The sequence below is a fragment of the Burkholderia sp. MSMB1589WGS genome (genome assembly GCF_001636105.1).
Taxonomy (GTDB): Bacteria; Pseudomonadota; Gammaproteobacteria; order Burkholderiales; family Burkholderiaceae; genus Burkholderia; species Burkholderia humptydooensis.
In genome coordinates this window covers 386,796-407,839 of record NZ_LNJT01000007.1, presented here as the reverse complement: position 1 = coordinate 407,839, position 21,044 = coordinate 386,796, and the positions used below count along the sequence as shown (strand labels likewise).

Below are 21,044 nucleotides of genomic sequence, written 5' to 3'. Positions count from 1 at the left end.
TTATCGCGATTAGGAAAAAACGCGCGGTAGCGGCTTTCGACGGGTTACAGTCAGTTACAAAATTTACCCGCGCTATTGTGCGGAGTAAAGACAGTCACGACAGACTCCTTTACTCGAAGACGACATTCGGTGGATACTCCATCCACTTAACATTTACATGGTTTGCACGCCCGATTCTCGCAGGGTTTGTTCGTGTGCCAAAGGTAGCCGGTTGCCGCGTGACGAAGGGAACAAAACGACGAAAGAGGCGAGGCCAGTGATGCGGCCGACGAAGATGGCGCTCGTGCTGGCGCTCGCGTGCGTCGGCTTCCTCGCTTCGGACTTCGCTTGCGCGCAGCGCCCGGACCGCGGCGCCGCGACGTCGCACAAGATGCCGCGCAGCAACGGCGCGGCAGGGCGTTCCGCGCCGCCCGGCGAGCCGCCCGCGCGCGCGGCCGCCGTCCCGCCCGATCTCGAGCAGCGCCGCCGCGACGGCCACATGACGCCGGAAGAGCGGCATCTCTTGCGCCAGCACATCGAAGACGCAGTGCGCGAGCTTTACAAACGTTGAATCGTTAAATCCGGCGTATCGCCGCGCGCCGTCCCTCGGACGTTGTCCTTCGTCCTTCGTCAGAAAAATTCCGTAGCAATTCGATCGTCAACTGCGCGTCGCCGCGAACCGTTGAATCGCCATCACGGACGGCTCGCGCGCTTCGCGAGCCGACGTGGCTTGTCTCTTTCGGAGAACGGTCGACGATGAGCGATTCGAGAACGTCCGGGCGGCCCCCGGCGAAGCCGGACCGGATTCCGGCTGCCATGCAGACGCTGCTTGACGCGGACGACGCGCGCTTCCTGCTGACGCGCACCGGCTTTTCGCCGCCGCCGCGCGACGTTGTGCGCCTCGTCGGCATGACGCGCGCGCAGGCGCTCGCCGAACTGCTCGACGGTGCGCGCACGCAAAGCGTGACGCCGCCTCCCGACTGGGTGCGCGAGGCGCCGCCGTCGCGCGCGGCGCGCGCCGCGTTCTCGCCCGACGAGCGACGCGCGGAACAGCAACTGCGCAATCGCCGCTACGACGAGCTGCGCGCGTGGTGGGTGCGCGAGATGCTCGTGACGCCTTCGCCGCTCACCGAGCGGATGACGCTCTTCTGGCACAACCACTTCACGTCCGGCCAGGACAAGGTACCGTTTCCGCAAACGATTGCGGCGCAACATGCGCTGCTGCGCGCCGATGCGCTCGGCAACTTCGGCGCGATGCTGCACGGCGTCGCGAAGGACCCGGCGATGCTGCAGTATCTCGACGGCGCGAGCAATCGCCGGGGCCGCCCGAACGAGAACTTCGCGCGCGAGGCGATGGAACTTTTCACGCTCGGCGAGGGCCACTATACGCAGCGCGACGTGTCCGAAGCCGCGCGCGCCTATACCGGCTGGGGGCTCGATCCCGATACGCTCGCGTATGTGTTCCGGCCGAACGTTCACGACGACGGCGTGAAGACCGTGCTCGGCGAAACCGGCCGCTTCGACGGCGACGCGGTGCTCGATATCCTGCTCGTCCGCCCCGAGACCGCGCGCTTCGTCGCCGCGAAGCTGTGGCGCGAGTTCGTCTCCGATGCGCCGGGTGCCGGCGAGCTCGAGCGCATCGCCGCGCGATTCCGGCAGAGCGGCTACGACATCAAGGCGGCGCTCGCGGAGCTGTTCTCGTCCGATGCGTTCTGGGCCGACCGCAATCGCGGCGTGCTCGTCAAATCGCCGGCGGAGTTCGTGGTCGGCACGGTGCGGCTTTTCGACGTCGACTACGGCGATACCGCGCCGTTCGCGAACACGTTGCGCGCGCTCGGCCAGAACCTGTTCTATCCGCCGAACGTGAAGGGCTGGCCGGGCGGCGCGGCCTGGATCAACAGCTCGACGCTGCTTGCGCGCAAGCAGTTCGTCGAGCAGATGATGCGAGCGACGGAGGCGCCCGGCATGCGCGCGGCGCCCGTCTCCCATGACATGGCTGGCCGGCCGGCGTCGATGCGGCGCGCGGCGATGCGCTTCGATCTCGACGCGTGGCTCGCCGCGTACCGGACGAAGCCGCAGGCGCAGCCGGATCTGTCGACGGAGCTGCAACTGCAGCACGCGGTGCTGCCGATTTCGCCCGTCGCGGCGATCGAGGCGGGCGCGACGAGCAGCGCGTATTTGCAGACCCTGTTGATGGATCCGGCGTATCAACTGAAGTGAAGAACATGAACATGACGACGACGGAATATCGCGCGATGCGGCAACGCGCGGGCCGCGTCGAATGCTAAACGAGGAAAGCAGCATGAAACGACGCGATTTTCTGGCCTTGGCGAGTCTTGCCGGCGCGGCGGGCGTATCGCTGTCGCTGCCGCGCGCGTTCGCGGCGGCACCGGCCGCTTCGGGCGAGAAGGGGGCATACGGCGCGATCGGCGCGGCGGGCGCCGCGCGCTACTCTAACCTGCTGATCCTCGTCGAGCTGAAGGGCGGCAACGACGGGCTCAACACGGTGATTCCCTATGCGGACCCGCTGTACCGCACGCTGCGCCCGACGATCGGCGTCAAGCGCGAGCAGGTCGTGCAGCTCGACGAGCGCGCCGCGCTGCATCCGGCGCTCGAGCCGATCGTGCCTCTCTGGCGCGAGGGGCGGCTCGCGATCGTCGACGGCGTCGGCTATCCGCAGCCGAATCTGTCGCACTTTCGCTCGATCGAGATCTGGGATACCGCGTCGCGCGCGGACGAGTATCTGCGCGAAGGGTGGCTCACGCGCGCCTTCGCGCAGGCCAGCGTGCCGCCCGGCTTCGCCGCGGACGGCATCGTGCTCGGCAGCGCGGAAATGGGGCCGCTCGCGAACGGCGCGCGCGCGATCGCACTCGTCAATCCCGCGCAGTTCGCGCGCGCGGCGCGGCTCGTGCAGCCCGTGTCGCTGCGCGAGCAGAATCCCGCGCTCGCGCACGTGATCGACATCGAAAACGACATTGTCAAGGCCGCCGACCGGCTGCGTCCGCACGCGGGCACGCCCGCGCTCGCGACCGCGTTTCCGGGCGGACCGTTCGGCGCGTCGGTGAAGACCGCGATGCAGGTGCTCGCCGCGTGCGATACGCCGCAGCGCACGCCGGCGCCGGGGCAGGGCGTTGCGGTGCTGCGCCTCACGCTGAACGGCTTCGACACGCACCAGAACCAGCCCGGCCAGCAGGCGGGATTGCTCAGGCAACTGGCGCAGGGGCTTGTCGCGATGCGCTCGGCGTTGATCGAGCTCGGGCGCTGGAACGATACGCTCGTGATGACGTATGCGGAATTCGGCCGGCGCGCGCGAGAGAACCAGAGCAACGGAACGGATCACGGCACGGCCGCGCCGCATTTCGTGATGGGCGGGCGTGTGCGCGGCGGGCTGTATGGCGCGCCGCCCGCGCTCGCTGCGCTCGACGGCAACGGCAACCTGCCCGTCGCGGTCGATTTCCGTCAGCTCTATGCGACCGTGCTCGGCCCGTGGTGGGGGCTCGACGCGACGAGCGTGCTCAAGCAGCGCTTCGAGCCGCTGCCGCTGCTGCGCGCCTGATGTGCGGGACGTGCGGCGGCGCGTGTCGGCGTGTGTCGGCCGGCGCGTGTCAGCGGCGCCGCGCGGCGCGCCACGCGATCCACAGCTTGCGGATCGGTGTGAGCGCGATTCGCTGGTGCAGCACCTGGAAGCCGTCGCGCTCGATCTCGTCGAGCACCGCGAGCGCGAGCGCGCCGAGCGCGCGCAGCGTGCGCTGCGCGCGGCGCTCGTCGGCGGGGATGCCGGATAGCGACGCGTTGAGCGCGTCGCGCGCGCGCGACGTCTGGAAGCGCATCAGCTCGGTATACGCGGGGGTGTAGCGGCGATTGAGGAGATCGGCGGCCGTCACGCCATAGCGTTGCAGTTCGTCGATCGGCACGTAGATGCGCCCCTGCCGCGCATCCTGCCCGAGATCCTGCACGAATTGCGCGAGCGTGAGCGCCTCGCCGAGCGGCTGCGCCCAGCGCGCGTCGCCCGCGGCGGGCCGGCTCGCGCTCGCGCGCGCGACGAGCGCGGCGAACGTGCCGCCCGTATGGTCGACATAGCGGCGCAGATTCGCGAAGTCCAGATAGCGCGCCTGCTCGAGATCCATGCCGTATCCGCTCACGAGCGTGCGCAGCGCGCCGGCTTCGCGCGCGATGTCCGGATGATGCGCGGCGAGCGCCTGTGACACCGGATGCGACGGATTGCCGACCGCGAGCGCGGCGAGCTCCTTTTGCCACCACGCGAGCTTCGCGTGGCCGACAGTCGGATCGCTGACCTCCTTCACCGTCTGCTCGATTTCGCGACGCAGCGCGAACAGCGCGGCGACGAGCGGCTGGCGCGCGAGCGGCGCCTGGCGCAGCGCATAGTAGAAGCTGGAGCCGGGCGGCGCGGCTTTCTGCTGGCAGTATTCGTCGAAATTCACGGGGGCAGGAACGAGTGAGGCGAGATCGGCTCGGACGGGGGCGGGCGTTCGACCGCACGCCATCGCGGCCGCATTGCGGGGACAACGGCGAATTCTAGCATCGCGGCAAAAGAGAGGCCGGACGCTAGAGACAAGCGTAGGGAGATCGGTTAGAATCTCGCGCTCGCGCTTTCCGGGCGGTCGCGAAAGCGGTATGCGACCCCGGCGTGCAGCCCGTTGGCTGCAGCATTTTCTCGCGTGCGTGAGTGGCGAAATTGGTAGACGCACCAGGTTTAGGTCCTGACGCCCGCAAGGGTGTGCCGGTTCGAGTCCGGCCTCACGCACCATCCACGCTTTTCCGCTTCGATCAGGCTCGAAGCCGAGATCGGTTCGATCGACGCATCGTCTGAATCATTTCGATCCGTCGTTTCGGAAAGCGCTCCCGTCATTCTTCCGCTTCTCCGTTAGCCAGCGCCGAACGTCCGTCGCGCGTATCGTGGCCGGAGGCAAAAATCTTCCGTTATTCCGTCATTTTCGGGTTTCGCCGCGCGACAGTTCGTGTGGCGCGTTGTCGATGCGCGATCGAGGCCGTGCGGCGCGGCATCCGAATCGCGGCACCCAGGCGCGGCGTTCGGGCACGGCATTCGTCAGCGGCCGCCGATTCCTCGATTCGTCGAACGCTTCTCCGCACGCGTTGAACCAGGCGCACAATCTGCAGTCGATTCACCTTGACGCGTGCGGCGGCGCGTTTCGCCGTGCTCGCGCGATTTCCTCCACTCATTTTCAGAAACAGAACGAAGCCATGTCCCATTCGCTTGCGCTGGATCCGGATTTCTTCGATCTCCTTGCGGTCAGCCACCTGCGGCTGACCGGCACGCCGCTCGTCGACCCTGCGGTGCCGCGCGCCGACGGCCCGCGCTGGCTCTACGAGGACGCGCCGTTTTGCGTGCTCGCCCACGACGCCGCCGAGGACCCGCGCTACGTCTATGCGAACAGGACCGTGCAGCGCTGCTTCGAGTACGACTGGGACGAGATGACCGCGTTGCATTCGCGGTACTCCGCCGAGGAGCCGAATCGCGACGAGCGCGCGCGGCTGCTCGAATCGGTGCGGACGCGCGGCTTCGCGACCGGCTATCGCGGCCTGCGGGTGGCGAAATCGGGGCGGCGTTTCTGGATCGAGGACGTCACCGTCTGGAATCTGATCGATCGCGACGGCACGTATCGGGGGCAGGCCGCGACCTATCGCCGGTGGACGGACGCGTGAGTCGCGGTGGCCGGCCGATGCGCGAACGGCGCGTGCGAGCGAGCCGGCGGTCGAGCATCAAGCCTTCGCCGACCGATAGCCGACCGATAGCCGATCAATAAGTCGACCGATAATCGGTCCCCTGATCGTACCGGTTCTGCCAGTGCTTCAGGTACTGCGCGGCGAGCGCCGGATTGTTCCAGACGACGAGCACGTTTTCCGAGTTGCGCGCGGCCGCGGCGGCGCTGAAATTGAACGACCCCGTCTCGACATGGCGGCCGTCGACGACGATGTACTTGTCGTGATGGATCGCGTAGCGGCCGATCGTGCGCGTCGGCACTTTCGCGTTGACGAGCAGGTTGAGCGCCTGCTTCGACGCCCTTGAGCGATTGCCGTCGTTGTCGACGACGATCGCGACGTCGACGCCGCGGCGGCGCGCGTCGAGGAGCGCGCGCACGACCTTCGGCGACGTGAACGAATAGCCGGCGAGGCGGATCGACGCGCGCGAGGTGCCGATCACCTTCAACACGAGCGTTTCCGCGCCGCCGTCCGGCGAGAACGCGGCCTCGACGACCTGTCCCGCCGGCGCTTCCTTCGCGGACGACGGCAGCGCGTCGGCGATCAGCGCGACGAGGCGCTCGATCAGTGATTCGGAAGCCGTCTTGCTGACGGCGGGCGGTGCGGCGGACAGGAAAACGGCGGCGAGACACGCGGCGGCGAGCCGCTTCGGCAACTGCATGAGAGGGTCGGGCGTTCGAAACTGACGAGGACGAGAGTGTAACGGCATCGGCGCGGTTTTCGTCGACGCGCCGGAAAGTTTCTGTCGACGCGCACCGGCGCATCGTCGACGCCCATCCACGCCCATCCACGCCCATCGACGAACGGCGCCGCGCGACGCCGTATCGGCATGCTTCGCGCCGCCCGATCCTCGGCCGCTCGATCAATAACCGAAGCGCGCCGCCATCTCGTCGATCAGTTGCCGCTGGAACACGTTGAAGCGCTCGCCGGGCTGCTGCGCGATCGCAAGTTCGAGCATCGGATCGGCAACGTCGGTGCGCATGCCCGACAGCGCCTCGACGATCGCCTGTCCGCAAAACGGTACATAGGCCTCCGAATAACCGCCTTCGTGCACGACGACGAGCCGCCCCGCGCAATGCCGCTGCGCGGCCTGCTTCAGCGCGTGCGTCATGAACCGGTAGCTGTCGCTGTGCAACTGCATTCGCGCGAGCGGGTCGACCGCGTTCGCGTCGAGCCCGCTCGCGACGACGACGAGATCGGGCCTGAACGCGTCGAGCGCGGGCAGCACGATCCGCTCGAATGCGTAGCGATACGCATCGTCGCCCGCGCCAGCGAGCAGCGGAACGTTGACGTTCGCGCCCGCACCCGCGCCCGCGCCGCGCTCGTCGGCGCCGCTGTAGCCGGGCGGAAAGCAGCGGTCCTGATGCAGCGAGATCGTCAGCGTGTTGGGATCGTCGTAGTAGATCGCCTGCGTGCCGTTGCCGTGATGCACGTCCCAGTCGATCACCGCGACGCGCTCGACACGATGCTTCGCGCGCGCGGCCTCGATTGCGATCGGAATGTTCGCGAGCAGGCAGAAACCCATCGGCTTGTCGCGCAGGCAGTGATGGCCGGGCGGGCGCGACAGCGAGAACGCGTTCGCCGCGCGCTCGGCGAGCACCGCGTCGACGGCGGCGAGCGCGAGCCCCGCCGACAGCGCCGCGATCTCGTAGCTGCCCCGCCCGAACGGCGCGAGCTCGCCGAGGTCGCCGCCGCCCGCATCGCTTGCGCGCTTGAACGCGTCGAGGTAATGCGCGGGATGAATGCGCAGCAGATCGTCATCGGTTGCGGCGGGCGCGCTCGACATGTCGAGCCTCGCGGCGAGCCCCGACGCGTGCACGAGCGACAGCAGGCGCCGTTTCGAGTCGGGCGATTCCGCATAGCCCGCGCTCGACGGCGGCTGCACCCATCCGCCGACCGGAAAGAACAGCGCATGCGCGCCGCCTGTGTGCCAGAAAGTGCGTTCGTCGGTGAAGAAAGCGGTTTTTGTCATGGCGATGAGCCGAAGCGATGAAGGAGGGGGAAGGAACGGCATCAGGCGTCAATGCGCGTCGCGCTCGACGCGCAGCATCGTCGCGAGCGATGCGGCCGAGACCGCGGCCGCGATTGAGAACAGCGCGCGCAGCGTGCCGCCGCCGTCGAGCAGCAGTCCGGCGGCGAGCGGCCCGGCGGCGAGCCCCGAGCCGATCACGAGATTGAGCGTCGCGATCAGGCGCCCGGTCGCATCGACGGCCGCGACGCTCGCGAGGATGAACGGCAGGACGAAGGTCCACGCGAACTTGAAGCCGAAGATCGCGATCGTGTAGCCGGTTGCGTTCGGCGCCGCGGCGAGCGCGACGAGCGATGCGGCGAGGATTCCGTAACCGGCGAGCAGCATCGCGCGCCGCGCGGCGCGGCCGCCCAGATACGACGCGAGCGCCGCGCCCGCGATGCCCATCAGGCTCGCGATCGCGAGCACGTTGCCGCTCGCCTGCACGTCGAAGCCGACGGCCGCCGCCGCTTTGCTGGCGAAGGTCCATACACCGCCGATCGCGAGGTAGAACGTCAGCACCCCACCGACCGCGAGCGCGGCCGCCGTGCGCACCGCGGCCGGATGCGCGTGCGACGCGTGCCGCGCCCGCGCGCGCGGCACGGCCGGAAAGCGGCTCGCGAGCGGCGCCGCGCACAGTGCGAGCGTGGCGAGCACGACGTACAGCGCGCGCAATCCGACCGCGCCGAACAGGTGCGGCAGCAGGAACAGGCCGGCCGCGCCCGCGACCAACTGGCCGACGACCCAGAGCCCGTAGACGCGATCGCTGTTGCCGCTCGCCGCGGCGCTCGTCATGCAGAGCACCATCAGCGTGCCGCCGCCGAGCGCCGTCGCCGCGCGCAGCGCGAGAAGCGGCGCGAAGCCCGGCATCCACACGGCGGTCGCGAGATTGCCGGCGCAGAACACGGCGGTCGCGCACCACGCGATGCGCCGCGCGTCGATGCGGCCGAGCCATAGATACGACGGCAGCGTCGCCGCGCTGAACGCGCCCAGCTCGACGAAGAAGTACGTGCCGATCTGCGACGCCGACAACCCGAGCTGCGCGCCGAGCTGGCCGGCCACGGCCGGCGCGACGAGCAGCAGGAGCGGCGTGATCGCCGCGAACGCGACGAGCGCGGCGAGCGTGCCGCTCGTGAAATCGGGCGCGTCGGCGGACGGCGCTGCGCCCGGCAGCGCGGGCTCTTGCAGCAATGTCTTGATGGTCATGGTCGTGATCTCGCGGGCTCGATTCAGAAGACGTGGTACATGCCGAGCATCGCGCCGAACTGCGATGCGCCGGCGAGCGGCGTCGGGTCGTATTCGTAGACGGTCTGCGAGCTGCGGCCGCTGTTTTTCGCGTAGCCGAGGTTCAGGTATGCGACGGTGCGCTTCGACAGCGAACAGGTCGCGCTCGCGATGAAGAGCGTCGGATGGCCGATCCGTGGCGTCGGCGAATCGGTGTGATAGACGCCGCCCGCGAAGCCGAAGCGGCCGCTCGTCTGGTAGCGCGCGCCGCCCCAGACGATCGTGCGCGCGGGATCGAGATCGCCCGTCAGGCGCTCGACGCCGGCATGGACGGTGAGCGGCAGCGATGCGAACGCATAGCGCGCGGCGAACGTGCCGATGTCGCGCCGCTGCGCGGAGCGGTCGACGCCGCCGTCGACCGTGCCGTGCGACCGATGCAGCACGGCGCTCGCCGACAGGCCGTTGCTCGTGAACTGGCCGCCCAGCTCGAGCACGCGGCCGGCGCGCGTATTGCCCGCGATGCCCGCCGTCGCGGCGAGCGCCTCGACGTCGAAGCCCGCGAACGTCGCCGACTGGAACTTGATCGAGTGGTCGATGAAGTTCGCGGACAGCGGCACGAGCACGCCCTGGCCGCTGTACGACGCGTACCAGAGCGGGTCGTAGAAGAGCGTCTTGTCGAACAGCGTGCTGAACTGGCGGCCGAGCGTGACGGTGCCGGCGGGGCCGCCGATGCCGACGTACGCGCCGCGAAAGAACGCATGGCCGGGCACGGTCGCCGTGCCGTCGTTCAGGTTGATGCCTTGCTCGAGCTTGAAGAGCGCCCGCCAGCCGCCGCCGAGATCCTCTTCGCCCTTGATGCCGACCTGGGAAGGCAGGATTCCGTAGTTTTGCAACTGCCAGGCGGCATGCCGGCCGTCGGCGTTCGACAGATACTGCACGCCCGCGTCGGCCACGCCGTAGAGCGTGAGCGTCGACTGCGCGTGCGTCGGGCCGGACAGCGCGGCGAGCGTTGCGGTTGCGGCGAGCGCGCGTCGTCGGCGTGTATTCCTGAACCTGAACGTCTTCATCGCTTCGTTTCTCCAAACCGGGTGATCGTTTTTCTTGAGGGGGCGTGCGCAGTGTCGGTAGCGGCAAAGTCGCTGCAAAGCCGTTCAGATGAACGGTGCGGGAAACCCTCCAGGCATCCTGAATGCCGTCATGCCGCGGCGCGCGCGGGCGGCTGCGGCGCGACGGCGTCGATGACGCGGTGCGGCAGCGCGCCGACACCGTTCAAATGGATGGGACATTCGCGCGTTCGCGCACGGGCGGTTTTCAAAAAAGCCGGCGGCTATAATCAAGCGCTCAGCGAAGCGATCGAAGCGCGCAAGGCCGGCTGCGAGCGGGCAAGGGAGCGGTCAGTGGTGGCGAGCAGGGCGGGATTCCGGCAGGACATCGATGCGCTGCGCGACGTGCCGGCGGCGATCGTGCTCGACGAAGCCGCGTGGCCGCCGCTTGCGTTGCGCCGGCGCGATTTCGACGGCGTCACACAGACGCCCGGCCCGGCGTCGCGCGAGCTGAGCCTGTTCCTGCTCGATCTGTACGCGGCCGCGAGCCGCGCGTCGATCGGCGAGTTCGAGTGCCGCTTCTTTCAGTTGCTGTCGCGCTATCTGCCGTTCGACGCCGGCTGGACAGGCGTCGCGAACCACACGCCGACCGGCCCCGTGATGCACAACAGCTATCTGTACCGGCTGCCGCACGAGTTCTTCCCCGACTGGAAGCGCGTGCGCGACTGCGATCCGCTTGCGCACCGGACCTTGCACGGCGCATACGGCCGGGCGGCGATCCTGTCCGTCGTCGAGCCGGGGCTCGATGGGCGTTTTCGCGACTGGTGCGTCAAATTCGGGCTCGCGCAACTGATGTGCGTGTGCACGCTCGACCGGCGTTTCGGACTCACGACGTTTCTGTCGATCTACCGGCAGGCCCTGAATCGTCCGTTCACCGAAGACGACGCGCGCCGCTACGAAGACGTGATCCCGCACCTCGCGGCCGCGCTGACGATCAACCGCGCCGCGCAGCTCACGCGCCTGCGCAGCGAGGCGGCCGCATCGACGATGCGCGCGATCTGCGACAACTTCGGCGTGCTGCATCACGCGGACGCCGGCTTCGGCGCGGTGCTGCGCACCGAGTGGCCGGACTGGGCCGGCTCGCGGCTGCCGCCCGCGCTCGTCGAGCACCTGCGCCGCCACGCGTCGCAGCCGTATTTGGGCGACGCGCTGCGCATGCGGTGCGTGCCCGTCGCCGGACTGTTCCAGCTCGAGGTGCGGCCGCGCTCGCTGCTCGATCGCCTGAGTCCGCGCGAGCTCGCGGCGATCCGCTATTACGGCGAGGGGCGCTCGCACAAGGAGGTCGCGCAGCAGATGGAGATCGCGCCCGCGACCGTGCGCCACTATCTGCGCTGCGCGTATCGCAAGCTCGGGATGCACGACAAGAGCCAGATTTCGGGCGTGCTCGGCGAGCTCGATCGCGCCGCGGAGGGAGCCGGCGCGGCGCGCGACATCGACGAGTGACGCGCGGTGCGCGACCAGATGGTTGTGCACGCAACTATTTGGCTCTATGCTCGCCGCTTTATTGAACGAGGAGGGGGTGCATATGGATCGGGCACCGGTGCGCGCGGCGATCGTCGGGATCGGCGCGATCGGCGGGCTGTTCGCGGCGGCGCTTGCGCGCGCGGGCTGGGACGTGAGCGCGTTCGCGCGCGGCGCGACGCTCGATGCGCTGCGCGAACGCGGGCTGCGGATCGTCGGCGAGTCCGGCGACGAAGCGGCGGTCCCGCTGCGCGCGAGCGACGACGCGCGCGTGCTCGGCGAACAGGACTACGTCGTCGTCGCGCTGAAGGCGCAGGCGTTGCCGGCGCTCGCCGCGCGCATCGCGCCGCTCGTCGGGCCGCGCACGACCGTCGTCGCCGCGATGAACGGGCTGCCGTGGTGGTTTTTCGACGGCTTCGGCGGTCCGCTCGACGGCGCCGTGCTCGACGCGGTCGATCCGGGCGGCGTAACGGCCGCGGCGCTGCCGCCCGCGCGCGCGATCGGCTGCGTGGTCCACCTGTCGTCGGCGACGCGCGAGCCGGGCGTCGTCGTGCGCGGCCGCGGCAACCGGCTGATCGTCGGCGCGCCGCGCCCCGAGCTGCTCGATCCGGCCGCACGCGTCGCCGGCGCGCTTGCGGCGGGCGGCTTCGACGTCGAGCGCTCGGCCGACATCCGCACCGACATCTGGGCGAAGCTCTGGGGCAACATGAACATGAATCCGCTGAGCGCGCTGACGGGCTCGGCGGCGGACCGCCTGCTCGACGATCCGCATACGAACGCGCTCGCGCTGCGGATGATGGAGGAGGCCGACGCGATCGGCGCGCGGCTCGGATTGTCGGCGGGGATGAGCGGCGCCGAGCGGATCGCGGTGACGCGCCAGTTGGGCGCGTTCAGGACGTCGATGCTGCAGGACCTGGAGGCAGGGCGGCCGCTCGAAGTCGGGCCGATTCTCGGCGTGTTCCCGGAGCTCGGCCGCAAGCTGGGAGTGCCGACGCCGTATTGCGACGCGGTGCTCGGGCTGTTGCGCCAGCGGGCGTTCAATTCCGGGCTGTGACGCGTCGCGCGGCGGACGGCCAGTTCGCCGATTGCGCCGGCAGGTCGATCGGCGGCAACGGGCCAGCGGGCGATCGGCCGCTCAATTCTCGCGTTCGCGCGCGCCGGCGATGATCTTGTCGAGCGCACGACTGAACGCCGCCCTTTCGCTTTCGCTCAGGCAGTCGAGCAGCGTGGCGTTCCACTTGCGCGCGATCGGCATGATTTTCCGGTTGAGCGCGGTGCCCGCCGGCGTGAGCGCGATCAGCACGACGCGCCCGTCGTCGTCGCTCGGGCCGCGCTTGACGAGCCCGCGCCGGATCAGCGCCTCGGCCGCGCGGCTCGCCTGGCTTTTGTCGAGGTTCGCGCGCCGCGCGAGCTCCATGATCGAGAACGGCCCGAACGCGCCGACCGACGCAATGATCCGCGCCTCAGGCAGCGATACGCCGAGCCTCGTCTGATACAGCTCGCCGATTCCGCGATCGGACAGCTTGTTCAGCACGTGCATCCGGTAGGTCATGAACTGGTCGAGCCCGACTTTGCTGCCTGCCATGTCGTGTCCTGAATGAGGGGTGCGGCCCGATTGTTGCCGCATCGCGGCGCGCGGTCAACGGTGCGGTTCGCGGCGCGCGCGCCGCGCCCGTCACGCGCGGCCGTAGCGCAGCCGCGTCAGTTGCTCGGCCGCGTTCTCGGTGAGGCGCGCGGCGTCGCGCAGCGCGGCGTCGAGCGCGATCGGGCCGGGCGCCGGCGAGAAGCAGCCGTCGAAATGTTCGGACAATTGCGGCAGCGCTGCCGTGTCGATGGCGCCCGACAGCAGTGTCGCCGGCACGCCCGCCGCGCGCGCATGCCGGCACGCGACGAACGGCGCCTTGCCGTGCAGCGTCTGCGCATCCGAGCGGCCTTCGCCCGTGATCATCCAGTTCGCGCCCGCGAGCGCCGCATCGAGCCCGATCTGCCGAGCGACGACTTCGGCGCCCGGCTCGAAACGCGCGCCGAGCACGTGCAGCGCGAAGCCGAGCCCGCCCGCCGCGCCGGCGCCGGGCAAGTCGCGGGCGCGACGGGCGGAAGCCCCGGTGGAGCGGCCCTCGAGCGCGGCTTCGACGAGCGTCGCGAAATGGCCGAGCGCGGCGTCGAGCGGCGCGACCTGCGCGGGCGTCACGCCCTTTTGCGGGCCGAACACGGCGGTCGCGCCGTGCTCGCCGGTGAGCGGGTTGTCGACGTCGGACATCGCGACGAACGACGCGTCGGCCACGCGCGCGTCGAGCCCGGCGACGTCGACGCTCGCGACGTGCGCGAGCCGCTCGGGCGTCGGCTCGATCTCGCGGCCGTGCGCATCGAATGCGCGCAGGCCGAGGCCGGCCAGAAGGCCCGCGCCGGCGTCGTTCGTGCTGCTGCCGCCGAGCGCGACGTAGAATGTGCGCACGCCGTCGTCGAGAAGCGCGCGGATCGCGTCGCCGAGCCCGCGCGTGCTGCGCGCGGCGACGGGTAGGCGCATGCCGGCCGGATCGGTGATGCCGACGATCTCCGCCGTCTCGACGATCGCCGTGCGCGCGTCGATGAGGCCGACGGCGGCGTCGCGCGGCGCGAGCGACGCGCCCGGCACGCGCAGCGTTCGACGCGTGCCGCCGTGCGCGAGCAGCGCATCGAGCGTGCCTTCGCCGCCGTCCGCCATCGGCCGGCGCCGGACGACGGCGTCGGGGCGCGCCCGCGCGACGCCGGCCGCGATCGCGTCCGCGGCCTGCTCGGCGGACAGCGAGCCCTTGAACGAATCGGGCGCAATGACGACGACGGGCGAGGGCGGCGGCATGGTGTCTCCGGATGCGGTTCGTGATGGCGGGCGGTTCGCGCGGGGCGGCGGGCACGGCGCATGCATGCGCACGCGTGCGGCGCGAGGGCGGGCGACGACCGTGAAGGGAGCTTACCGGATGGCTGGCGCGTGCGGGATATGGCGGCGCGCATGTCCGGGATCGCGCGGCGGCATGCGGCTGGCGGCGACGCGCGGCGATGCTGCGGCGCGCCACTGCCCGAACTCGCGGTGAGGGGAAAATAGTTTGCTAGAATAGCCGATTCTTCCGGCCAAAGCCGTGCTTCAAGCCGCCGATGGCTCGCATGGGGCGCACGCGCAGTCGGGCGCGGTCCGCGCCCGACTGCGCCCCGCATGAGCGAGACGGCGGTGCGCGACGGCGCGTCCGCCGCAAGGCTGGCACGGCAAGGAAAAACCGATTCGCTCGAATAATTTTAGGACGATTGAAGCCATGGCTAACGTTGTTGAAAACCTCGGCAAGCTCGAACGCCGCGTGACGATCTCCCTGCCGAAGGATGTCGTGCAGAAGGAGATCGACGCCCGTATCCAGAAACTCGCGAAGAACGTGCGCATGCCGGGCTTCCGCCCAGGCAAGGTGCCGCTCAAGATGGTCACGCAGCAGTATGCTGGCCAGGTCGAGGCAGAGGTGCTGAGCGACAAGATCGGTCAGGAATTCTTCACGATCAGCCGTGCGGAAAACCTGCGCGTCGCGGGTCAGCCGAGCTTTGCGCCGAAGCAGGATGCGGCGGAAGAGGGCGCGTACGCGTTCGACGCGACGTTCGAGGTGTATCCGGAAGTGAAGATCGGCGATCTGGCGGCGGCTGAAGTCGAGCGCTCGACGACGACGATCGGCGACGCCGAGATCGACCGCACGCTCGACATCCTGCGCAAGCAGCGCGTGCACTTCCACGCGCGCGGCGAAGGCGGCGAGCACGGCGACGGCGGCGCGGACACGGCCGCGCAGAACGGCGACCGCGTGACGGTCGACTTCGTCGGCAAGATCGACGGCGTCGCGTTCCAGGGCGGCACGGCCGAAGACTTCGTGTTCGTGCTCGGCGAAGGGCGGATGCTGCCCGAATTCGAGACGGCGGCGCTCGGCCTGAAGGCGGGCGAGCCGCGCGAATTCGACCTGAAGTTCCCGGACGACTATCACGGCAAGGACGTGGCGGGCAAGACCGCGCAGTTCACGGTCACGATGAAGAAGGTCGAGTGGCCGCACCTGCCCGCGATCGACGCCGATTTCTCGAAGTCGCTCGGCATCGAGGACGGCGATCTGACGAAGATGCGCGGCGAGATCAAGGAAAACCTCGAGCGCGAGGCGAAGCGCCGCACGCAGTCGATCGTGAAGAACCAGGTGATGGACGCGCTCCTGAAGATCTCCGAGCTTGACGTGCCGAAGGCGCTCATCGAGCAGGACCAGCAGCGCCTTGTCGAGATGGCCCGCCAGGACCTCGCGCAGCGCGGCGTGCCGAACGCGAAGGACGCGCCGATTCCGGTCGAGATGTTCGCCGAGCAGGCCGAGCGCCGCGTGAAGCTCGGCCTCGTGCTCGCCGAGCTGGTGAAGGCGAACGGCCTCGAGGCGAAGCCCGAGCAGATCCGCGCGGAAGTCGACGAATTCGCGAAGAGCTACGAGGACCCGAAGGAAGTGGTCCGCTGGTATTATTCGAATCAGCAGCGCCTCGCCGAAATGGAAGCGTTCGTTGTTGAGAGCAACGTCGTCGATTTCGTGCTGGGCAAGGCGAAGGTGACGGACAAGGAAGTAAGCTTCGAAGCACTGGCGAGCGCAACGGCGCAAGCGTAAGTTTCGCTCTAGCGGCGTGCCGGCTGTCGGAGCGACGACGGCCCGCACGCCGTTTTTTCATCGGCGCGGCGCCGCGCCGCGTGTGCGACGCTCCCCGGCTCGTTTCCTGCCGTTCAATACTCATTCTCGGACAAGGCTCATTGAATGATTAATCGCGCTCAATTGCTGGACACGTTGGCTTCGCAAGCCCCGCGGGATTTCGAGGCGCAAGCGCTCGGGCTCGTGCCGATCGTCGTCGAGACGAGCGGCCGCGGCGAGCGTTCGTACGACATCTACTCGCGGCTCCTGAAAGAGCGCATCGTGTTCATGGTCGGCGAGGTCAACGACCAGACGGCGAATCTCGTCGTCGCGCAGCTCCTGTTCCTCGAAAGCGAGAATCCCGACAAGGACATCAGCCTGTACATCAACAGCCCGGGCGGCTCGGTGTCGGCGGGGATGGCGATCTACGACACGATGCAGTTCGTGAAGCCGGACGTGTCGACGCTCTGCATGGGCCTCGCGGCCAGCATGGGGGCGTTCCTGCTCGCGTCGGGCGCGAAGGGCAAGCGCTACGCGCTGCCGAACGCGCGCGTGATGATCCACCAGCCGCTCGGCGGCGCGCGCGGCCAGGCGTCGGACATCGAGATCCAGGCGCGCGAGATCCTCTACCTGAAGGACCGCCTGAACCACCTGCTCGCCCACCATACCGGTCAGGACGTCGAGCGCATCGCGCGCGACACCGACCGTGATAATTTCATGTCCAGCGAAGATGCGAAGGCGTATGGGCTGATCGACCACGTGTCGACGAAGCGTCCGTAAGCTTTAGTGGGGTGCCGCCCCAATAGGAGCGGCGCCCGCCACGCGCCCCGAGCATCTGCGGCAAAAGAACATGCCGGCGTTTCCCGAGTATTTACCAGGTCATGGTGCCGGGGACAAACGGCGTATCATGTAACTCACGTGTCCGGAGGCTCTACATTCATGGCGGACAAGAAAGGTTCGAACAGCGAGAAGCTGTTGTATTGCTCGTTTTGCGGCAAAAGCCAGCATGAGGTGAAGAAACTCATCGCGGGGCCGTCGGTGTTCATCTGCGATGAATGCATCGATTTGTGCAACGAGATCATCCGGGACGAAGCGGCCGCGGCGGGTGTCGAAGCCAGCCTGTCCAAATCCGACCTGCCGAGCCCGCAGGAGATTCGCGACATCCTCGATCAGTACGTGATCGGCCAGGAGCGCGCGAAGAAGATCCTCGCCGTCGCCGTGTACAACCACTACAAGCGCCTGAAGCATCTCGACAAGAAGGACGACGTCGAGCTGTCGAAGAGCAACATCCTGCTGATCGGCCCGACGGGCTCCGGCAAGACGCTTCTCGCGCAGACCCTCGCGCGCCTGCTGAACGTGCCGTTCGTGATCGCCGACGCGACCACGCTGACGGAAGCCGGCTATGTCGGGGAGGACGTCGAGAACATCATCCAGAAGCTGCTGCAGAACTGCAACTACGAGGTCGAGAAGGCGCAGCGCGGGATCGTCTACATCGACGAGATCGACAAGATCAGCCGCAAGTCGGACAACCCGTCGATCACCCGCGACGTGTCGGGCGAGGGCGTCCAGCAGGCGCTGCTGAAGCTCGTCGAGGGCACGATGGCGTCGGTGCCGCCGCAGGGCGGCCGCAAGCATCCGAACCAGGATTTCATCCAGGTCGACACGACCAACATCCTGTTCATCTGCGGCGGCGCGTTCGACGGCCTGGAGAAGGTGATCACCGATCGCACCGAGAAGACGGGCATCGGTTTCGGCGCGACCGTGAAGAGCAAGCAGGAGCGGGACGCGGGCGAGGTGCTGCGCGAGGTCGAGCCGGAAGACCTGATCAAATTCGGGTTGATCCCCGAGCTGATCGGCCGGCTGCCCGTCGTCGCGACGCTCGGCAAGCTCGACGAAGCCGCGCTGATGAAGATTCTCGTCGAGCCGAAGAACGCGCTCGTCAAGCAATACCAGAAGCTGTTCGCGATGGAGCGGGTCGAACTCGAAATTCGTCCGGACGCGCTTCAGGCGGTCGCCCGCAAGGCGATTCGCCGCAAGACGGGCGCGCGCGGGCTGCGCTCGATCATCGAGCAGGCGCTCCTCGACGTGATGTACGAATTGCCGACCCTCAAGGGGGTCAGCAAGGTGATCATCGACGACAATGTCATCGAAGGAGACGGTAAGCCGTTACTCATCTATGAGGACACGCCGAAAGTGGCGGGTTCGAATTGACCGGCTTTGACGTTTCGTGTGCAAAAAAGCCGTTCATGGAATCGTGAACGGCTTTTTTTCGTTTATCTTGTGGGTAACTCTGACTCGTACCGTACGGTAACTTTTTTACTGAATATTTCCCACGCGCTGAAGGCTTGCAATCCGCTATGCCGGCCTTACTTACCGAACAATTGATTCCACTCATGGGGAAATGAAATGTCAGGCACCCAACTTCTCCCGCCGGAACGCACTACGCTCCCACTGCTGCCGCTGCGGGATGTCGTCGTTTTCCCGCACATGGTGATTCCGCTCTTCGTGGGCCGGCCGAAGTCGATCAAGGCCCTCGAAGTGGCGATGGAGGGCGGCAAGCACATCATGCTCGTCGCGCAGAAGACTGCTGCGAAGGATGAGCCGACCGAAAAGGACATGTACGACGTCGGCTGCATCGCGAACATCCTGCAGATGCTGAAGCTGCCCGACGGCACCGTGAAGGTGCTCGTCGAGGGCTTGCAGCGCGCGCAGGCGTTGTCGATCGAAGAGCAGGAGACGCAGTTCTCGTGCGAGGTGATGCCGCTCGAGCCGGATCACGCCGACAGCGCCGAGACGGAAGCGCTGCGCCGCGCGATCGTCTCGCAGTTCGACCAGTACGTGAAGCTGAACAAGAAGATTCCGCCCGAGATCCTGACATCGCTGTCGGGCATCGACGAGGCGGGCCGTCTTGCGGACACGATCGCCGCGCACCTGCCGCTCAAGCTCGACCAGAAGCAGCACATCCTCGAGATGTTCCCGGTCATCGAGCGTCTTGAGCACCTGCTTGCGCAGCTCGAGGCCGAGATCGACATCCTGCAGGTCGAGAAGCGCATCCGCGGGCGCGTGAAGCGCCAGATGGAGAAGAGCCAGCGCGAGTACTACCTGAACGAGCAGGTCAAGGCGATCCAGAAGGAACTGGGCGAAGGCGAGGAGGGCGCGGATCTCGAGGAACTCGAGAAGCGCATCAACGCCGCGCGCATGCCGAAGGAAGCGAAGAAGAAGGCCGATGCCGAGCTCAAGAAGCTGAAGCTGATGTCGCCGATGTCGGCGGAAGCCACCGTCGTGCGCAACTACATCGACACGCTGATCGCGCTGCCGTGGCGCAAGAAGAGCAAGGTCAACAACGATCTCGCGAACGCCGAGAAGGTCCTCGACGAGGATCACTTCGGCCTCGAGAAGGTCAAGGAACGGATCCTCGAGTATCTTGCGGTGCAGCAACGCGTCGACAAGGTGAAGGCGCCGATCCTCTGCCTCGTCGGGCCTCCGGGCGTCGGCAAGACCTCGCTCGGCCAGTCGATCGCGCGCGCGACGAACCGCAAGTTCGTCCGGATGGCGCTGGGCGGCGTGCGCGACGAGGCCGAGATTCGCGGTCACCGCCGGACCTACATCGGCTCGATGCCGGGCAAGATCCTGCAGAGCCTGTCGAAGGTCGGCGTGCGCAATCCGCTCTTCCTGCTCGACGAAGTCGACAAGATGGGGATGGATTTCCGCGGCGATCCGTCGTCGGCGCTGCTCGAAGTGCTCGATCCGGAACAGAACCACACGTTCGCCGATCACTACGTCGAGGTCGATTTCGACCTGTCGGACGTGATGTTCGTCGCGACGTCGAACTCGCTGAACATTCCGCCGCCGCTCCTCGACCGGATGGAAGTGATCCGCCTGTCGGGCTATACCGAGGACGAGAAGGTCAGCATCGCGCAGCGCTACCTGCTGCCGAAGCAGAAGAAGAACAACGGCCTGAAGGAAGGCGAGATCGAGGTCGCCGAGCAGGCGATCCGCGACATTATCCGCTACTACACGCGCGAAGCCGGTGTGCGTTCGCTCGAGCGCGAGGTGTCGAAGATCTGCCGCAAGGTCGTGAAGATGCTGCTGCTGAAGAAGGCATCGGGTGCGGTCAAGGTCGACGGCGAGAACCTCGATACGTTCCTCGGCGTGCGCAAGTACGATTTCGGTCTTGCCGCGAAGGAGAACCAGGTCGGCCAGGTCACGGGTCTCGCATGGACCGAGGTGGGCGGCGATCTGCTGACGATCGAGGCGGCCGTGATGCCCGGCAAGGGCAACGTGATCCGCACGGGTTCGCTCGGCGACGTGATGAAGGAATCGGTCGAGGCCGCGCGCTCGGTCGTGCGCTCGCGCTCGCGCCGGCTCGGCATCAAGGATGAGGCGTTCGAGAAGCAGGACATCCACATCCACGTGCCGGAAGGCGCGACGCCGAAGGACGGTCCGTCCGCCGGCATCGCGATGACGACGGCGCTCGTGTCGGTGCTGACGGGCATTCCGGTGCGCGCCGACGTCGCGATGACGGGCGAGATCACGCTGCGCGGCGAAGTGCTGCCGATCGGCGGGCTGAAGGAGAAGCTGCTCGCCGCGCACCGTGGCGGCATCAAGCTCGTGCTGATTCCGGAAGAGAACGTGAAGGATCTCGCCGACATTCCGGACAACGTGAAGAACGCGATCGAGATCGTGCCGGTCCGCTGGATCGACAAGGTGCTCGAGCTCGCGCTCGAACGTCTGCCGAACGCGCTGCCCGAGGAAGAGGCGAAGGCGGCGGCGCCTGTCGCGGAATCCGCGAAGGAAGCCGGATCGACCGAAGTCGTCAAGCACTGAGCGCACGCGCGAGCGGTTGCGTTTCACCGAACAAGCTCACGGCCG

At 67.9% G+C, this 21,044-nt stretch carries 18 protein-coding genes and 1 tRNA gene; 12 read left to right on the top strand and 7 right to left on the bottom strand.

Annotated elements, in window-relative coordinates; all coding sequences use genetic code 11:
- The first annotated feature begins 77 nt into the window (after window positions 1-77).
- The 4 genes from WT16_RS30735 (at window position 78) to WT16_RS09795 (ending at window position 3,535) form a co-directional block, all read left to right on the top strand.
- Entirely contained in the window at window positions 78-260 is a 183-nt protein-coding gene (locus WT16_RS30735; RefSeq protein ID WP_009904927.1) for a hypothetical protein, read from the top strand.
- Window positions 260-550, top strand: coding sequence for a hypothetical protein (locus WT16_RS09805; protein WP_063533238.1), 291 nt, complete (start codon window positions 260-262; stop codon window positions 548-550). Before WT16_RS30735 ends, WT16_RS09805 begins: the two co-directional genes overlap by 1 nt.
- 185 nt (window positions 551-735) lie before the next feature.
- Window positions 736-2,199, top strand: coding sequence for a DUF1800 domain-containing protein (locus tag WT16_RS09800; protein ID WP_063533237.1), 1,464 nt, complete (start codon window positions 736-738; stop codon window positions 2,197-2,199).
- Window positions 2,200-2,281: 82 nt separating this feature from the next.
- Window positions 2,282-3,535, top strand: coding sequence for a DUF1501 domain-containing protein (locus tag WT16_RS09795; protein ID WP_063533827.1), 1,254 nt, complete (start codon window positions 2,282-2,284; stop codon window positions 3,533-3,535).
- 49 nt (window positions 3,536-3,584) lie between these two features.
- Here the strand turns inward: WT16_RS09795 and hpnD are convergent, their stop codons facing one another.
- Window positions 3,585-4,421: a presqualene diphosphate synthase HpnD gene (hpnD, locus tag WT16_RS09790; RefSeq protein WP_063533236.1), complete on the bottom strand. Its 837-nt coding sequence runs from the start codon at window positions 4,419-4,421 to the stop codon at window positions 3,585-3,587.
- A gap of 239 nt (window positions 4,422-4,660) precedes the next feature.
- Between hpnD and WT16_RS09785 the strand changes: the two genes are divergently transcribed.
- Both WT16_RS09785 and WT16_RS09780 read left to right on the top strand, forming a co-directional pair.
- Window positions 4,661-4,747 (top strand) — tRNA-Leu (locus tag WT16_RS09785).
- 455 nt (window positions 4,748-5,202) lie between these two features.
- On the top strand, window positions 5,203-5,664 hold the full coding sequence (locus WT16_RS09780; protein ID WP_015600769.1) for an MEKHLA domain-containing protein: 462 nt from the start codon (window positions 5,203-5,205) through the stop codon (window positions 5,662-5,664).
- A 94-nt stretch (window positions 5,665-5,758) separates the two neighbouring features.
- Here WT16_RS09780 and WT16_RS09775 read toward each other — a convergent pair whose 3' ends face one another.
- The 4 genes from WT16_RS09775 to WT16_RS09760 all read right to left on the bottom strand — a co-directional run bounded on the left by WT16_RS09775 (window position 5,759) and on the right by WT16_RS09760 (window position 10,020).
- The gene (locus WT16_RS09775; RefSeq protein WP_006026140.1) at window positions 5,759-6,382 is read right to left on the bottom strand and encodes a phospholipase D family protein; all 624 of its coding nucleotides are present in this window, start codon (window positions 6,380-6,382) and stop codon (window positions 5,759-5,761) included.
- Window positions 6,383-6,583: 201 nt separating this feature from the next.
- On the bottom strand, window positions 6,584-7,693 hold the full coding sequence (locus WT16_RS09770; RefSeq protein ID WP_063533235.1) for a class II histone deacetylase: 1,110 nt from the start codon (window positions 7,691-7,693) through the stop codon (window positions 6,584-6,586).
- Between the two features lie 48 nt (window positions 7,694-7,741).
- Window positions 7,742-8,935, bottom strand: a complete 1,194-nt coding sequence (locus tag WT16_RS09765; RefSeq protein WP_063533234.1) for an MFS transporter — start codon at window positions 8,933-8,935, stop codon at window positions 7,742-7,744.
- A 23-nt stretch (window positions 8,936-8,958) separates the two neighbouring features.
- Window positions 8,959-10,020 (bottom strand): porin, encoded by a 1,062-nt coding sequence (locus WT16_RS09760; RefSeq protein WP_063533233.1) that lies wholly within the window; start codon window positions 10,018-10,020, stop codon window positions 8,959-8,961.
- A 333-nt stretch (window positions 10,021-10,353) separates the two neighbouring features.
- Here WT16_RS09760 and WT16_RS09755 point away from each other — a divergent pair, with 333 nt between their 5' ends.
- Together WT16_RS09755 and WT16_RS09750 are read left to right on the top strand one after the other, a co-directional pair.
- The gene (locus tag WT16_RS09755; RefSeq protein ID WP_063533826.1) at window positions 10,354-11,499 is read left to right on the top strand and encodes a LuxR C-terminal-related transcriptional regulator; all 1,146 of its coding nucleotides are present in this window, start codon (window positions 10,354-10,356) and stop codon (window positions 11,497-11,499) included.
- An 82-nt stretch (window positions 11,500-11,581) separates the two neighbouring features.
- Complete coding sequence (locus WT16_RS09750; protein ID WP_015600775.1) at window positions 11,582-12,571, top strand: 2-dehydropantoate 2-reductase; 990 nt, start codon at window positions 11,582-11,584, stop codon at window positions 12,569-12,571.
- Between the two features lie 81 nt (window positions 12,572-12,652).
- Here WT16_RS09750 and WT16_RS09745 read toward each other — a convergent pair whose 3' ends face one another.
- Both WT16_RS09745 and WT16_RS09740 read right to left on the bottom strand, forming a co-directional pair.
- A complete protein-coding gene (locus WT16_RS09745; RefSeq protein ID WP_063533232.1) occupies window positions 12,653-13,102 on the bottom strand; it encodes a MarR family winged helix-turn-helix transcriptional regulator in 450 nt (149 codons plus the stop codon).
- A gap of 90 nt (window positions 13,103-13,192) precedes the next feature.
- On the bottom strand, window positions 13,193-14,356 hold the full coding sequence (locus tag WT16_RS09740; RefSeq protein WP_063533231.1) for a glycerate kinase: 1,164 nt from the start codon (window positions 14,354-14,356) through the stop codon (window positions 13,193-13,195).
- Between the two features lie 448 nt (window positions 14,357-14,804).
- Between WT16_RS09740 and tig the strand changes: the two genes are divergently transcribed.
- The 4 genes from tig (at window position 14,805) to lon (ending at window position 20,999) form a co-directional block, all read left to right on the top strand.
- Window positions 14,805-16,154: a trigger factor gene (gene tig / locus WT16_RS09735; protein WP_006026148.1), complete on the top strand. Its 1,350-nt coding sequence runs from the start codon at window positions 14,805-14,807 to the stop codon at window positions 16,152-16,154.
- Between the two features lie 144 nt (window positions 16,155-16,298).
- Window positions 16,299-16,952, top strand: coding sequence for an ATP-dependent Clp endopeptidase proteolytic subunit ClpP (clpP, locus tag WT16_RS09730; protein ID WP_006026149.1), 654 nt, complete (start codon window positions 16,299-16,301; stop codon window positions 16,950-16,952).
- 159 nt (window positions 16,953-17,111) lie between these two features.
- Window positions 17,112-18,383: an ATP-dependent Clp protease ATP-binding subunit ClpX gene (gene clpX / locus WT16_RS09725; RefSeq protein ID WP_004521258.1), complete on the top strand. Its 1,272-nt coding sequence runs from the start codon at window positions 17,112-17,114 to the stop codon at window positions 18,381-18,383.
- Window positions 18,384-18,578: 195 nt separating this feature from the next.
- On the top strand, window positions 18,579-20,999 hold the full coding sequence (gene lon / locus WT16_RS09720; RefSeq protein WP_009911970.1) for an endopeptidase La: 2,421 nt from the start codon (window positions 18,579-18,581) through the stop codon (window positions 20,997-20,999).
- Window positions 21,000-21,044 lie beyond the last annotated feature (45 nt).